This window comes from Clostridium fungisolvens (assembly GCF_014193895.1).
In the GTDB taxonomy this organism is placed as follows: Bacteria; Bacillota; Clostridia; order Clostridiales; family Clostridiaceae; genus Clostridium_AR; species Clostridium_AR fungisolvens.
Map to the genome: position 1 here is coordinate 782,850 of NZ_BLZR01000001.1, position 14,641 is coordinate 797,490.

Below are 14,641 nucleotides of genomic sequence, written 5' to 3' on the forward strand. Positions count from 1 at the left end.
GAGAGTTATGTACTAAATTAGCCAAGTTTACAATAATGTGGCTTATGAGTTTTTTTATCCATAAACTGATTTATGTTTAGAAAAGTGGCAAGTATTATAAGTGGTATATTTATTTAGATGATAGTGGATTTTTGTAGAAAAAATTGTATCAATAATTTTACATTTATAATAAACAATATAGTCTTAAAAATTAATCATTGAACATAGAATGAAATATGACTTTAGAGAGGGGGCATGAAGTTAAAATTTCATTAATAAAATTTTGCTGCGATTATAAAGGAGATGGTAGTACGGAAAAAAATAATAGTAAACGCAATAAAATTTTGATAGGTAGCATAATTTCTCTTACTGCTCTACTTGTAATTTATTTAGGTATGACCATATATTTTAGAAATCATTTCTACTTTGGTTCAGAAATTGATAGTGTTAGTGTTTCAGGAAAAACTGTAGAAGAAGTAGAAGAACAAATGCCATCAAAGGTTAAAGCCTATACGTTGCAGTTAGAATCAGACAATGGTAAAAAGGAACAAATCACTGCAGATGAAGTTGGATTGAAATATAATTCAAATGGACAAGTGAAAAATTTAAAAGACAAAGAAAACCCATTTGGGTGGGTAGTGGCAGTTTTTAACTCGAACGAGTATAAAATTTCAGAAGCAGTTTCTTTTGATAAGGAACTCTTAAAAAAGAAATTGGATAGCCTATCTTTTTTTGATAGCAGCAATGTAATTGAACCTAAAAATGCGAGCTTCAAATATGAAAATGGAAGTTATAATATTGTAAACGAGGTTAATGGTAATAAACTTAATAAGGATAAACTATATAGTATTGTCTCAGATGCAATTCTTAAGGGCGACGCAACTATAGACTTAAAGAGTACAGATTGTTATGTTAAACCTCAATACACAGCAAGTTCACAAAAAGTTATAGATACTAAAAATATTCTTAATAAATATGTGGCATCAAAAATCACTTATACTTTTGGAAAGAGCACAGAGGTTTTAGATGGATCAACAATTAATAGCTGGATTAAGGTTGATGATAATTTAAACATTTCTTTAGATGAAGGTAAGGTAAAGGAGTATGTTACGAAGCTTTCTAATACTTATGATACAGTTGGAAAGACAAGAGATTTTGTAACTACACTTGGAAACAAAATAAAGGTTAATGGCGGAGATTATGGTTGGTCTATTAATAATACAAAAGAAACTCAAGCTATAGTTTCTGATATAAAAGAAGGGAAATCTGAGACAAAAGAGCCTGCTTATACTATAAAAGGTGTTTCAAGAGATAATAATGATATAGGTAGTACTTATGTTGAAGTTGATATGTCAAAACAACACTTATGGTTCTATAAGGATGGTAAGTTAGTAGTTGAAGGAGATGTAGTCACAGGTAATATAAGCCAAAACCACTCCACTAGAGTAGGAGTTTACTATATAAAATACAAAGAAAGAAATACTAGTCTAAAAGGACAAGATTATGATGTACCTGTTAGCTATTGGATGCCTTTTGATCAAGGTATAGGAATACATGATGCAAGTTGGAGAAGTTCATTTGGAGGAAATATATATAGAACAAATGGTTCTCATGGATGCGTAAACTCACCATTCTATCTTGCTAAAGCTGTGTACGAAAATATTCAAGTAGGTACACCTGTTATTTGTTATTATTAGTAAATATTTAAAATAAGATTACTAAATCTTGATTTGTTCACTTTATTTTAAATCGTTAATTTATGAATGTTTGAAAATCTTATGATAACAAGATTTTCAAACAAGTATAAATTTATGTTCTTTAGAGAAGTTTAGGATGTGGACAAACTATATATTCCCTGTAATTTTCACAAGGGTTTTAACAAGCTGTATCAAGCCAATATGGTATGATACAGCTTATTTAATTTATGTTTTAAAAGCATCGGATGAATAACCTATTAATTTCAACATGGTGCTATTGGTATCGTTAGCTGTCTAAAGTAAGCAGGTTATTGATTATCCTATTGATGCTAACTTCAAAATCTATGGATAAAGAATCCATATCTAATATAGAGTATCTGCAGTTATTTGATTTGTTTTGTATATAACTGAAAATTATCTGCGCTTCATCTATAGCATCCTTATCTAAATATCTTGAATTATTTGAGCTAATATTGCCAAAGAGCTCCAATGTAATTTTGGTCATATAATCGACTAGATTATTGTTTGGGAGAATGGTAAGTTTTTCATTGAAAATTATTTTATTATTACTAATTAGAAAAAACTTTATGGAAGTCTTGTCTAGATTTTCTGTGAGGATTACATTTCTACTTAAGTCCATATAGTTAATCATATTGGTTCTGTCTACAATATAATTTATATCTCCTATAGTGTCTCTATATTTCGCAGCGGTTTCAAAGTCCAATTTATTAACTGCATCAAGCATTTTATACTCTATTTCTTCAATTACACTTGTATCAGTACCTTTAAATAAAGATATAATTTTATCTATAACTGATAAGTATCTATCTTTGGAAAAGCTGTCCATACAGACACCCATACATAATCCTAAAGAATAATTTATACAGGCAGAAGAACTTTTAAACTTATTACTACACAAAATTTTATAATGTTCTTTCAATCCCAGAAGAGCTTTTTCAATTTTATTAGAACTTGTATAGGGGCCGAAGTATATATTTCCATCATCAATAGAGTAAATATCAGATAGATCTATTTCTGGATATTTATCATTTAAAGTTATTTTTATGTAGCAGTATGATATCGGGTTTTTCATTAATTTATTGTAGATTGGTTTTATTTCTTTTATAAGTTTGCATTCAAGCATAAATGCTTCGAATTCAGTATCTGTAATAATATAATCAAAATCCTTTAAGTTTTTCACTAGCTTAACAACTTTGGGAGAATGGGATTTTGAATTTGTAAAATACGACGAAACTCTACTCTTTAAGTTCTTAGACTTTCCAACATAAATTATCGTATCTAGAGAATCTTTCATAAGATATACTCCAGGACATGAGGGAAGATTTTTGATTTTTTCTTTTAAATCCACTATATCACCTTTCAAAATAAGATTAATTTATATAAATATTATTAATAGGCATTTGAAGTAAATCCAAAAATATAACACTCTTTCTAAATAATGTGTACCTTAAAATTTAGATGTTACATGGTAATATTTCAATAGAAGATACTTAGTATAGTGTTATAAATTCAGTTTATATATTTAATTAACAATTAACAATGTTTATTTATGGGAATGAATGAGGAAAATAATAAAAAATACCTTTGAGTGAAGGAATATATCCATATAAAACTGATCTTAAACTATATAAACCTAGGAAGTCTACCTATTAGAAGGAGGAAAATGATGAATAAAGATAGTATGACTGCTTCAGGAACACTGCAGAATGAAGTAGAAAAAGCAAATAAATTTAAAGATAAATATAATTTTGGTGAAAATGTTTATATATTTGACGAGTCAATGCCAAAAAATTATATGCAAGATATATGTGATAAAATATTTAAAACTCAGGAAGCTAATCATTTCGGTGAGGAAAGATATGCTATATTTTTTAAGCCAGGCTCATATGAGATAAACATGAAGGTTGGATTTTATACTCAAGTAGCAGGACTTGGAGAGACACCGTATGATGTAAACGTAACAGGTGCAATAGAGGTTGATGCTGCTTGGAGCAATGGTAATGCACTTTGTAACTTTTGGAGGTCCTGTGAAAATATTAGTATAATGCCAACCAGTGGAGTTGCTAAGTGGGCAGTATCTCAGGCATCGCCATTAAGAAGAGTTAATATAAAAGGAGATTTAACCTTATATGATGGAGGCTGGTCAAGCGGAGGTTTTTTAGCTGATTCATTGATAGAGGGAGAAATTATTTCAGGGACACAACAGCAGTGGTTTTCGAGAAATAATGAATTTAAAAGCTGGAACGGAAGCGCATATAATATGTTTTTTGTAGGGGATACTAATCCACCTGAAGGACAGTGGCCAAAACATCCATTTACTAAGATTGAGTCTGCCCCTGTTATGAGAGAAAAGCCATTTTTAATGATAGATGACGATGGAGATTACAAGGTATTTGTTCCTAAGTTCCAAAGAGAGACTAAAGGGACTACATGGAGAGAGGAAAAAGCTTTAGGTGATAAAGTATCTCTTGAGAACTTTTATATTGCTCATTCAAAAAAAACTAGAGCAAGTGATATAAATTTTGCTCTTGATCAGGGTAAAAACATATTATTTACTCCAGGAATATATCACATAGATGAAACTATAGAGATAAAGAGAAAAGACGCTATAATATTAGGTATTGGAATTGCAACTTTGCTTGCTGATAATGGTGTGGTGATCATGTCTATAGGTGATGTTGAAGGGGTAATTGTTTCAGGATTACTTTTCGATGCTGGCATAGTAGAATCTCCGGTATTGCTAGAGGTTGGAAAGGAAGGAGAGTCTAATAACAACTCATCAAATCCAATTGTATTAAGTGATTTGTTCTTTAGAGTTGGAGGAGCAGATATAGGTAAGGCTGAGGTATGCATAAAGATAAACAGTAATTATGTAATTGGTGATCACTTTTGGGTATGGCGTGCAGATCATGGAAGAGGGGTTGGTTGGGATACCAATATCACTTCAAATGGAGTAATAGTAAATGGAAATGATGTAACCTTATATGCACTTATGGTTGAACATTTTCATAAATATCAAACCATATGGAATGGTGAGAGGGGAAAAACTTATTTTTATCAAAGTGAAATACCATATGACGCACCAAATCAAGCTAGCTGGATGAATGATAAGACTAAAGGCTATGCATCCTATAAGGTTAGTAATAAGGTAAATTCACATGAAGCCTACGGTATAGGTGTATATAGTTATATAATTAATCGCGGTATTAAAGTTGATAGCGCTATTGAGGTGCCAGATAAGGAAGGGATAAACATAAAAAATGCAGTTACGGTTTATCTAAATGGTCATGGAGGAATTTCTAATATAATTAATAAAGACCACAAAGCCGTGAATTGGTTTAACCGTATGAGTAGAAGTACAGATTACTTGCAAAAATAATGCTTAAAGGTAAAAAGAGATGTTGTGAAACTATTATTGTAATAGGGTTACAACATTTTTTTACTGTGCACGAAATTATAAAATTTTAAAGTTAGCTAACCTAGATATTTCAATGGTTCTACAAGTCTTTAAAAAAATACAATAAAAAATTATATTTTCTATATAAAGTATATTGATTTAAAGTTATATTTGTTATATATTATATATAACAAATATAACTTATGTAATTAAGAATGAAAGGAAGTGCGGAATGCTGATAAAGATAGATTTTCAAAGTGAAGTACCTATATATCTCCAATTAAAGAATCAAATTGTCCATGGAATAGCAAGTGGAGAGCTTCAGCCTGAAGAAAGTTTGCCATCCGTTCGTCAAATGGCAGAGGATATCGGTATAAATCTCCACACAGTAAATAAAGGATATAATTTATTAAAAGATGAAGGTTTTGTAACAATAGATAGACGCAAGGGAGCTGTGGTAAATACAATCCCAATAAAGCAAAATGAAAAAGCTACAAATTCACTAAAGGAAGAATTAAAAAACATTATTGCGCAAGCTCATTGTTTTGGAGTTTCTAAAGAAGATTTTATTAATGAATGTAAAAAATTATATTACGAGTATGAGAAGTGAACCTTAAGGAGGTTTGTTTATGAATGATTTATTTATTATGAATTTGATGTCTACCCTAGTTATAGGATTGTTGTATATTACCTTTTTGCTTACTCCAAAAATGACTAGGAAGGATATAATATTTGGTATTGTAATACCACTAGATAGAACAAAAGACAAGGAGATTGACGCAGCTACCAAAAGTTATTATGTAGATATCACCATTTTTACTGCTGTTATGGCTGTTCTATATTTTATAGTTGTGAATATTATTTTTACTAATCCAGCAACTTTAGTAGCAGTAGTTTTTATTATAATTTTTGGTTATTTCTTAATATTTTTAAAAGCTAATAATAGAGTTAAAGTCTATAAAGCTCAAAACAACTTGTTAGCAAATAAAAAGCAGATGGTTTATGTAAATACAGAAATGTCTCAAAAGTTGAGAAATACTGCGGTAATATCATCATATTGGTTTATAATACCTGCAATAATAGCTGTTTCTAATTTAATATTACCATTAATGAAATATGATCAGCTTCCTTCTAAAATAGGAATCCACTGGAATATATATGGCGTAGCAGATAACTTCGTTGAAAAATCAGTAGGGTCAGTAATAACAAATGGGATGGTGACAGTAATATTAGTAGGTATACTAGCCTTTGTTAACTACTCTATTGCAATTAGTAAAAATAAAATTGATGCAGCTCAGCCTATGTCTTCATCACAAAAATTATATAAATTTAAGAGATTTAATTCAATTATGATATTTTCATTAAGTTTATTGCTTTCTAGTTTAATAACATTATTTAATTTAAATTCTTTAAATATAGTTTCAGTTGATTTAGGAAAGCTAACTCCAGTATTGATAGTAGCCTTTGTATTGATAATTTTTGTACCAATATTCTTAACCTTTAAACTTGGCCAAGGAGGAAGCAATTTAAAAACTCAAACTAATGAAGATGTAGACAATACTGTTAGTAATATAGATGATGATATATTTTGGAAGCTTGGATCAATATATTATAATCCAAATGATCCTTCACTTTTCGTAGAAAAACGTTTTGGTGTTGGTTGGACATTAAATTTTGGTAATAAAATTGCCATTGTAATATCAGTGGGATTGGTGATTTTAATACTAGCAATGTCTATATTTCCTTTAATATTTTCTTAATCAATTTTAAAGTAAGGGGTAAATAGAATGGTAAGTAATAGTGTAATTATATCTTTAGTTGTAGTTATGGTTTTATGTTTTGTAGTTCCTATAGGAGCACTTATTTTCTTTAAAGTAAAAGAGCATTTCTCTATAAAGACCACTTTCGTAGGAATATTAGGCTTTGTGTTATTTAGCCTAGTACTAGAACAGTTAATGCATAAGGCTGTAATTTCTTCAAAAATATTAACAGTGGGTACATTAGGCTTTGGTATCTATGGAGCACTTGCTGCGGGAGTTTTTGAAGAAGTTGGACGTTTTGTAATGTTTAAGACTTTGCTTAAAAGAAATAGGGAGTGGAAAGATGGTATAGGTTATGCAATAGGCCATGGAGGAATAGAGGCAATACTACTCGGTGGATTGGGCATGGTAAATTCATTAGTGATAGCACTAGCTGTAAATTCAGGTACACTTGGTGTATTGCTAAAAGGACAGAGTTCATCTGTTGCAGATACTGTAAAGAACTCGGTAGTAAATGCAACTGTTTCAGGGGTAGCACTTGGAGGTGCTGAGAGAGTATTTGCATTTATAATTCAAATAGCGCTTACTTTCGTAGTTTTATATGGAATAAGACAAAGAAAGAATATATACCTTCTAATAGCTATATTATTACATGCTTTAGTTGATTTTGCACCAGCTTTATATCAATCAAAGATTATAACTAGTATTGCAGCTGTAGAAACATTGATATGTATTTTTGCAATAATCGGATTAGTCTTTATAGTTAGAAGTAAAAAAATATTCGAAAGTGCAGAACTCATCGATAAATAATAGAAATAAATATATAATAAAGAATATAAATCTAATTACTAAGTAGTGAATCTTTAGATTTAAACCGATCATAATAAATCAAATAGAATACTAATATAAAATTATAGACCATGCAAATAAAGGAGCAAGCTCCTCTATTTGCATGGTCTTTTTCTGTTAAGTTTAGCAAACTTTGTTCCTACCTGTGCGTTTTGCAAGATATAAAGCATCATCAGCTGCATCTAAGATATTACTAATATTAACTACTGAATCAGGATAAGAAGCTACTCCTATAGAAACTGTTACATGGATTTGCTTATTATCCTCAATTGTAAATAAGGCTTCTTCTACATTCTTTCTGATACGTTCTGCAATTTCGGTTGCATGCTTACAATTACAATCAAGTAAAATTGCGGTGAATTCTTCTCCACCATTTCTAGAAACTATGTCAAAGCTTCTGCAAGAATTCATTAGTATATCACTAAACTGCTTCAAAACCAAGTCGCCAGATGAATGGCCATAGGTATCATTTACTTTTTTAAAAAAATCTATATCTAGCATAAGAATTGATAGGTGTTCATTTTTTTCCATAGCATTATTTATAAGTTTATTTAACATATGATCAAAAGACCTTACATTATTAAGTCCCGTAAGAAAATCTTTAGTAGATTCATATTTTAGCTTTCTATTAAGAGCATTCATTTTACTTATGTAGTCTAACATGTAATATACTAAAATGCATACAATTATATTGGCGATTATATAGTTTTTCAACACCTCTAAAAGTACAGTGTAGTTCGAGATAAGTATTGAAAAAACAATGAGACCATAAAGTAAGTTGAATAAAAACATTTGAACAAACTTTACTTTAAAGCTTGTTTTAAATCTATATATAATACTATAAGCTAATAATAAAACAATTAAGCCTAAGGAGCCTATAATAGAAGCTTCATTTACCCCATAATAACCAATTCTAAATATAACAATCAATGTTGTAGTTATAAGGTTAGATAAAAATCCCCCGTAAATTGAAGAGATTATCATGGCTATTATTCTCAAATCTAAGTGTATTTTATCGTATATCGTAATGCTGTAAAATACTAGCACACATCCTGCTAAACCTGTTATTAATCCTAATAGTAGTTTATCCTTTATTGAAAGATCACATGATAAATTTATATTTCTATTTTGAAATAATTGATTTCCTAGAAAAATAAAGCTTATAAGAATAGTAGCGTTTACAAATAGTAAACTAATCATATAACTCACCTCCAAGCAAAATTGTTATACCAAAATTATAGCATAGCTTGGACAAATATTGGATATATAAAAAATAATTATCAATAAATAAAAATTATCCATAATTACCATATAGTTCATAAATGAAATTCGTATTAACATAGTAATGGGCAAATATAAATAGGTATTAAAACTGTGCTAATACAGTTTTAATAAAAACTAATATTTAAAAGCTCACTTATATTGACAGTAAGAGTTATAATAAAATGATATTAGTATCATTGAAATAACTATTTAATACTATTTAAGAAAGGCGCAAATAGGAACTTGGCGATTGAGTAATAAATATTTATCGTTTGCGCCACATAAGTAAAGATAAATATTTATTGTTTATATTTCGTACAAGAAGCCTATTAATAGGTGAAAAAATGAAGTTTATCCGTAAAGATATCATCACTATGACACTGCCAATTCTCGCAGAGCAGCTATTTGTAATGTCTATGGGAATGGTAAACACCATGATGGCAGGTCACATAGGAAAAGAAGCTGTTTCAGCAATTGGTATGGTAGACTCAGTAAACAATATATTCATAGCTTTTTTTTCAGCACTAGCAATTGGAGGAATGGTTGTAGTAGCTCAATTTATAGGACAAGGAAATACAAAAAAAGCAAATGAATCTATGAAACAAGCACTGTACTCTGGAGTATTTATAACGCTAATAATTACACTTTTAATGTTTATATTTAAAGAACCACTAATAAAGCTTCTTTTTGGATCTGTAGACCATGAGGTTATGCATTCAACAGATAAGTACTTATCTATAACACTTTTAACTTATCCATTTATAACTATAGATCTAATCTGCAATGGTATCCTTAGAGGAGCAGGAGATACAAAAACGCCTATGAAGATAACTATTTTTATGAACATTATGAATGTAGCTTTTACTTTCTCTTTTATAAACATAGTAAAGCTAGGGGTTACAGGAGCGGCAATAGGTATAGCTTTAGCTAGAGTAATTGGTGCGTTACTTGTGTTAAGTGTTTTACTAAGAGGATCAAAGATCATTAAGTTGACAGAAATAAAGAAATTCAAACCTAATAAAAGCTTGCTTACTCCTATATTTTCAGTTGGGTTACCAGCTAGTGTTGAATCTTTGGTATTTAACGGAGGTAAACTAATAACACAAATATATATTGTTAATATGGGAACTGCGGTTATAGCTGCAAACTCTATAACCAGCTCTATTGGTGGAATGATAAATATACCAGGAAATGCTTTATGTGTTACTGCTACAGCATTAGTAGGTCAATACATGGGAAGAGGGGATAGTAAGGAAGCTGAAAGAACTCTAGCATATATCACTAAACTTGCAACAGTTGCTTTAACAATTATGGCACTGGCGGTCTTGCCTTTTTCAAGAATACTTCCTTCACTATATACTAGTGATCAAGAAATAGTTAATCTCAGTGCTCATGTGTGCAGACTATATTCTATCTTTACTCCGGTTTGGGCAATTGCCTTTGTGTTGCCATCGGGCTTGAAAGGTGCAGGGGATGGTAAGTATACAATGATTACGTCATTTATAGGTATGTGGGCTTTTAGAGTTACTATGGGATACTTGATAGGGGTAACTTTACACTTTGGACTTGCAGGTGTATGGATGGGAATGTTCATAGACTGGGTAGTTAGAGGAATCTTATATTTCCTTAGATTTGTAAGAGGAAAGTGGAAGAATCGTGTAGTAATTCAAAGAAAAGTTGAGGTAACCTCAGCATAAATTATTTAAGCATCAGTAATAATTAGTATATTGAATAGATCAATAGAAAATCCACAGTAAGGGAACTGTGGATTTTTTTATTTTCATTATATATTTAAATAAAGGGAAATCAAAATTCTTAGGGATATGGATGTACCGCTTCATATTAAAGATAGATATCGGATCGAAGTGGTACATCTATATTAACTTTCATTAAATTTTCTAACATTATCAAACTTATATTTTAATATTATTGATGCTAAGATCAAGGTTACTGCATTTGCTGATATTATAGCAATATCTTTTATGTATGCACCATAGATTAACCAACAGAATACACCAATTGTAAAAAGAAGATACATAACGAAAGATATGCCTGCAGTATCTTTTGTTTTTATTGTCTTTACTGCTTGAGGAACAAAGGAAACGGTTGTTAAAATTGCCGCTATTATACTTATAAATTTAAAAAACATAATGCCCTCCTTCGATATATAAACTTTATTTATTGTGGTGCTTTACAAGCTAAGTTTATTATATAAATGGGGACATTTCAATTGTTAAAGTTTATTACTGTGCTGGTACAGTTACGACGTATAGATAAACTACTTCAATCACTGGGCTCCAAATAAAGATTTCGATGATTCTACGAATCTTTATTTGGATAAATCCTAATATGAAGTAGTTTATCTGTATATTACATAAATTATTAGATGACATTAACTAGAGTGAACCATATATGACATTTCTAAGTCTTGGTTGATGGTAGGCTTCGAAGTTAGGAAACATTTGCTGCATGTAAACAGCAGAGAGCTTTTCTTTAGGGTCTATCATAACCCAAGTACCAGCCATCCCACACCAGCCAAATTCTCCTACAGAACTGTTTGAACCAGCCTTTACTTTGTCTATCATTACTCTTACACCAAGGCCATACCCGTAACCAGCCTGATAAGGCCAATCAAAATCCAATATTTGTTCTGGGCTTAGATGATTTGTAGACATGAGCTCAATGGTTTTAGAACTAAGTATTTTAATTCCGTTTAGCTCACCTCCATTGGCTAGCATCTGAGCAAAACGACTGTAGTCACTTAAAGTAGACAATAGACCTGCACCACCACTTTCAAAAATAGCATCAGGTTTATAATTTACATCCATATTGGTGATCTTTGTTAAGATTCCATCTTCTGAACGATTGTAGAGACAACATAACCTATGAAGTTTATCTTCTGGAATCCTGAAAAAAGTATCTTTCATTTCTAGAGGAGTGAAGATTTCATCCTTAAAAAATTGACTTAAACTTTTGCTAGATACAACTTCAATTAAGGCACCAAGAATATCATGACTATAGCCATATTGCCAATGGGTTCCAGGATCGAAAGCTAGTGGTACTGTTGCAATTGCTTTTGAGAAATCTCTAATATTATATTTTTCGCCAGAAGAGAATTTATGAGCAAAATCTTTTTCTATTTTTGAAATGCATCGTGCGGTTTCAATGTTATCGCCTGGATAAGTTAAGCCAGAAGACATGGTGAAAAGATCTTTTATGGTTATTGGTTTTGATGCAGGCGAGGTATACAAAGCTCCATATGGAGTATATCTATGGACTAAAGAGTTTTTGAACTCAGGAAGATATTCATCTATGGGATCATTAAGAAGAAAAAGACCTTTTTCATATAAAATAAGTGCAGCAACACAGGTAATAACTTTGGTCATTGAATAAATTCTATATATAGTGTTTTCTGATATTAGTGTTTTATTTTCTAAATCTGAAAATCCTACAAAATTGCTATATTTCTGGCTTCTGTTTTGAAACACTGAGCAGGAACATCCAGCAGGACCTTTTTCTACAAAACTTTTCAATAATGGAGTAAGCCTTTCAAACTGACTCATATAAAAGCCTCCTTTTAAAAATCTATATAGGGAAATTATAGTATTAACGTTTACAGCTATCAATATTTCATTGAATTATTTCAAAACTTTGTAAAATGATACAAAAGTATAATTGACTAAGAAGCATTTTTACAAACAAAAAAATAAAGTTAGACTATTAATTATAGAGTTCCTAACTCAACTATTAATTTATACATGCCCGAAAATCCCCAGAAGCCGAGATTTTCGAACAAGTATAAATTAAGTTTCGATACAGGAACTCTCTAGATCTAACTTTATTTTAGTTTGATGAAATAATAAATTAAATGGTTAAAGTTTACTTTTACAGTTAATATTTATAATTAATTGTGGTAAACATTCCCCCAGTTGGTTTTGTCATATTATTAGACATGTGGTGAGCAATGTGGCAGTGGAATGGCCAAATACCAGGGTTGTCAGACTTAAATATTACATCCCATGTCTCACCGGGGGCAACAAGGATTGTGTTTTTTAAGAGATAATTATTATAGCTCATACTATTACCATCAGATGCAACAACTAAAAATTGATGGCCATGAAGATGTATTGGATGAGCATTCATAGAGATATTGCCAAGTCTTATTCGAACTATGCTGTTTAAACTAGTAGTTATTGATGTTGTAGAAGGGAAGGAACGACCGTTCATAGTAAAAAAGTTAAAATCATGAGCAATGGGGTCAATATCATATAAGCCAGGTCTAATTTCACCCATTTCAAGGCCTTTTAAGTGGAACTCCTGAAGCATAATAAAATAATCGTAGTCTATATTAGATTGTTTCTTGGGATCTAAGATTATGAAACCTCCACATAGTCCCATCATCTCCTGACGGCTGTTGTTTACATGAGTATGGTACATATGAGTTCCAGGAGGATTAACTATCTTAAATCTATAATCAAAATAGCTACCGGGCTGGATTTTTGGAGTAGGCTCTACATCAGGGACCCCATCCATATTGTTAGGCACATCTAGACCATGCCAATGAATGCTGGTTGGTTCTGGGAGATTATTATAAACCCTGATGTTTACTATATCACCTGGATAAACTAAAATAGTAGGTCCAGGAGTACTTCCATTATAGCCCCATGCATTAATAAAGAGATCAGGTAGCAATTCTTGCTTAACTGGTTCAGCAATTAACTCAAAATATTTTATTCCATTTTTTGTTATACAGGGTAATGTATTTATATCTGGAGTAATAACCAAGGTAAGACATCCTTTAATATTAGTTATTCATTGTATTATATAAGAAAGGATTAACGGGTGTTACTGGTAATTTATCGATAGGATCGTAAGTTTACAATGAAAACATCAAATGATATACTTACAATAAGTTGATTAAATTGTCATATAATGATAAAATTATCAAAAAGTTAACATTTTTTTCAAGGCACATACTTCAAGTGCTAGGAGGAGATAATGAGTAAAGAAACATATCATCATAAGGACTTAAAAGAAGCTCTGATAAAAAATGGATTATTACTCCTTAACGAAGTTGGAATAAAAGAATTTTCCTTAAGAAAAGTTGCTGCAATGTGTGGAGTAAGCCACGCAGCGCCTTATAAACATTTCAAGGATAAAGATGATTTAATAGAAGCTATAAACAATCAGGTGTGGGATAGTTTTACTTTAAAACTTAAGGATGCTACGAATTCCAGTGAATCTGAACCTAAGAGGCAAGTTATGGATATTGGAAAGGCATATGTGCAGTTTATGGTAGAAAATCCCGAGTATCTAAAATTCATGTTTCTATCTAATAATGATAAGGTTATTAAGATTGAGAACAATGAATTTATAGGCCATGAAGAAACATCTTTTGAAGTATTCAAAAATGTTGCTCAAAAATATCTTGCAGAAAGTGGGTTTAATAATGAGCAGCAAATGGGAGCAATTCTGGCTATGTGGAGCATGGTTCATGGTATAGCTTTGCTGATTTGTAACAATAGTATACAATATGAAGGGAACTACTTGGAGCTAGTTGATAAAATGCTACGCACAAGCTTGATTAAAGAGATTAAATAACAGGGTTTATATTTGAAAGTTCAATTTATATTAGAAAATACTGATATTTGAAGAATCTAGGTACTTATGAATTA

At 30.8% G+C, this 14,641-nt stretch carries 12 protein-coding genes; 7 read left to right on the top strand and 5 right to left on the bottom strand.

What is annotated here, in order from left to right:
- The first annotated feature begins 215 nt into the window (after positions 1–215).
- On the top strand, positions 216–1,676 hold the full coding sequence (locus bsdtw1_RS02980; protein WP_183276114.1) for a L,D-transpeptidase family protein: 1,461 nt from the start codon (positions 216–218) through the stop codon (positions 1,674–1,676).
- A gap of 286 nt (positions 1,677–1,962) precedes the next feature.
- Here the strand turns inward: bsdtw1_RS02980 and bsdtw1_RS02985 are convergent, their stop codons facing one another.
- A complete protein-coding gene (locus tag bsdtw1_RS02985; protein ID WP_183276115.1) occupies positions 1,963–3,045 on the bottom strand; it encodes a UvrB/UvrC motif-containing protein in 1,083 nt (360 codons plus the stop codon).
- Positions 3,046–3,363: 318 nt separating this feature from the next.
- On the opposite strand from bsdtw1_RS02985, the gene bsdtw1_RS02990 reads away from it, so the two are divergent.
- The 4 genes from bsdtw1_RS02990 (at position 3,364) to bsdtw1_RS03005 (ending at position 7,664) form a co-directional block, all read left to right on the top strand.
- Complete coding sequence (locus tag bsdtw1_RS02990) at positions 3,364–5,076, top strand: pectate lyase-like domain-containing protein (protein WP_183276116.1); 1,713 nt, start codon at positions 3,364–3,366, stop codon at positions 5,074–5,076.
- Between the two features lie 250 nt (positions 5,077–5,326).
- On the top strand, positions 5,327–5,704 hold the full coding sequence (locus bsdtw1_RS02995; RefSeq protein WP_183276117.1) for a GntR family transcriptional regulator: 378 nt from the start codon (positions 5,327–5,329) through the stop codon (positions 5,702–5,704).
- A gap of 19 nt (positions 5,705–5,723) precedes the next feature.
- The gene (locus tag bsdtw1_RS03000; protein WP_183276118.1) at positions 5,724–6,854 is read left to right on the top strand and encodes a DUF1648 domain-containing protein; all 1,131 of its coding nucleotides are present in this window, start codon (positions 5,724–5,726) and stop codon (positions 6,852–6,854) included.
- Between the two features lie 27 nt (positions 6,855–6,881).
- Entirely contained in the window at positions 6,882–7,664 is a 783-nt protein-coding gene (locus bsdtw1_RS03005) for a YhfC family intramembrane metalloprotease (protein ID WP_183276119.1), read from the top strand.
- Between the two features lie 162 nt (positions 7,665–7,826).
- On the opposite strand, the gene bsdtw1_RS03010 is transcribed toward bsdtw1_RS03005, so the two are convergent.
- On the bottom strand, positions 7,827–8,903 hold the full coding sequence (locus tag bsdtw1_RS03010) for a GGDEF domain-containing protein (RefSeq protein ID WP_183276120.1): 1,077 nt from the start codon (positions 8,901–8,903) through the stop codon (positions 7,827–7,829).
- Between the two features lie 395 nt (positions 8,904–9,298).
- Between bsdtw1_RS03010 and bsdtw1_RS03015 the strand changes: the two genes are divergently transcribed.
- Entirely contained in the window at positions 9,299–10,663 is a 1,365-nt protein-coding gene (locus bsdtw1_RS03015; protein ID WP_371874745.1) for an MATE family efflux transporter, read from the top strand.
- A gap of 182 nt (positions 10,664–10,845) precedes the next feature.
- Here the strand turns inward: bsdtw1_RS03015 and bsdtw1_RS03020 are convergent, their stop codons facing one another.
- The 3 genes from bsdtw1_RS03020 to bsdtw1_RS03030 form a co-directional block, all read right to left on the bottom strand.
- Positions 10,846–11,115, bottom strand: coding sequence for a SemiSWEET transporter (locus bsdtw1_RS03020; protein ID WP_183276122.1), 270 nt, complete (start codon positions 11,113–11,115; stop codon positions 10,846–10,848).
- A 247-nt stretch (positions 11,116–11,362) separates the two neighbouring features.
- The gene (locus bsdtw1_RS03025) at positions 11,363–12,529 is read right to left on the bottom strand and encodes a serine hydrolase domain-containing protein (RefSeq protein WP_183276123.1); all 1,167 of its coding nucleotides are present in this window, start codon (positions 12,527–12,529) and stop codon (positions 11,363–11,365) included.
- Positions 12,530–12,857: 328 nt separating this feature from the next.
- Positions 12,858–13,751 carry a multicopper oxidase family protein gene (locus tag bsdtw1_RS03030; protein ID WP_183276124.1) on the bottom strand — a complete coding sequence of 298 codons (894 nt, stop codon included), beginning with the start codon at positions 13,749–13,751 and terminating at the stop codon, positions 12,858–12,860.
- Between the two features lie 213 nt (positions 13,752–13,964).
- Here bsdtw1_RS03030 and bsdtw1_RS03035 point away from each other — a divergent pair, with 213 nt between their 5' ends.
- Positions 13,965–14,567, top strand: a complete 603-nt coding sequence (locus tag bsdtw1_RS03035) for a TetR/AcrR family transcriptional regulator (RefSeq protein ID WP_183276125.1) — start codon at positions 13,965–13,967, stop codon at positions 14,565–14,567.
- Positions 14,568–14,641: the final 74 nt, after the last annotated feature.

Excerpts from the sequence above, each read along its gene's own strand:
- bsdtw1_RS02980 (WP_183276114.1), top strand. The coding sequence starts at position 216 with ATGACTTTAGAGAGGGGGCATGAAGTTAAAATTTCATTAATAAAATTT.
- bsdtw1_RS02990 (WP_183276116.1), top strand. The coding sequence starts at position 3,364 with ATGAATAAAGATAGTATGACTGCTTCAGGAACACTGCAGAATGAAGTA.
- bsdtw1_RS02995 (WP_183276117.1), top strand. The coding sequence starts at position 5,327 with ATGCTGATAAAGATAGATTTTCAAAGTGAAGTACCTATATATCTCCAA.
- bsdtw1_RS03000 (WP_183276118.1), top strand. The coding sequence starts at position 5,724 with ATGAATGATTTATTTATTATGAATTTGATGTCTACCCTAGTTATAGGA.
- bsdtw1_RS03005 (WP_183276119.1), top strand. The coding sequence starts at position 6,882 with ATGGTAAGTAATAGTGTAATTATATCTTTAGTTGTAGTTATGGTTTTA.
- bsdtw1_RS03010 (WP_183276120.1), bottom strand. The coding sequence starts at position 8,903 with ATGATTAGTTTACTATTTGTAAACGCTACTATTCTTATAAGCTTTATT.
- bsdtw1_RS03020 (WP_183276122.1), bottom strand. The coding sequence starts at position 11,115 with ATGTTTTTTAAATTTATAAGTATAATAGCGGCAATTTTAACAACCGTT.
- bsdtw1_RS03025 (WP_183276123.1), bottom strand. The coding sequence starts at position 12,529 with ATGAGTCAGTTTGAAAGGCTTACTCCATTATTGAAAAGTTTTGTAGAA.
- bsdtw1_RS03035 (WP_183276125.1), top strand. The coding sequence starts at position 13,965 with ATGAGTAAAGAAACATATCATCATAAGGACTTAAAAGAAGCTCTGATA.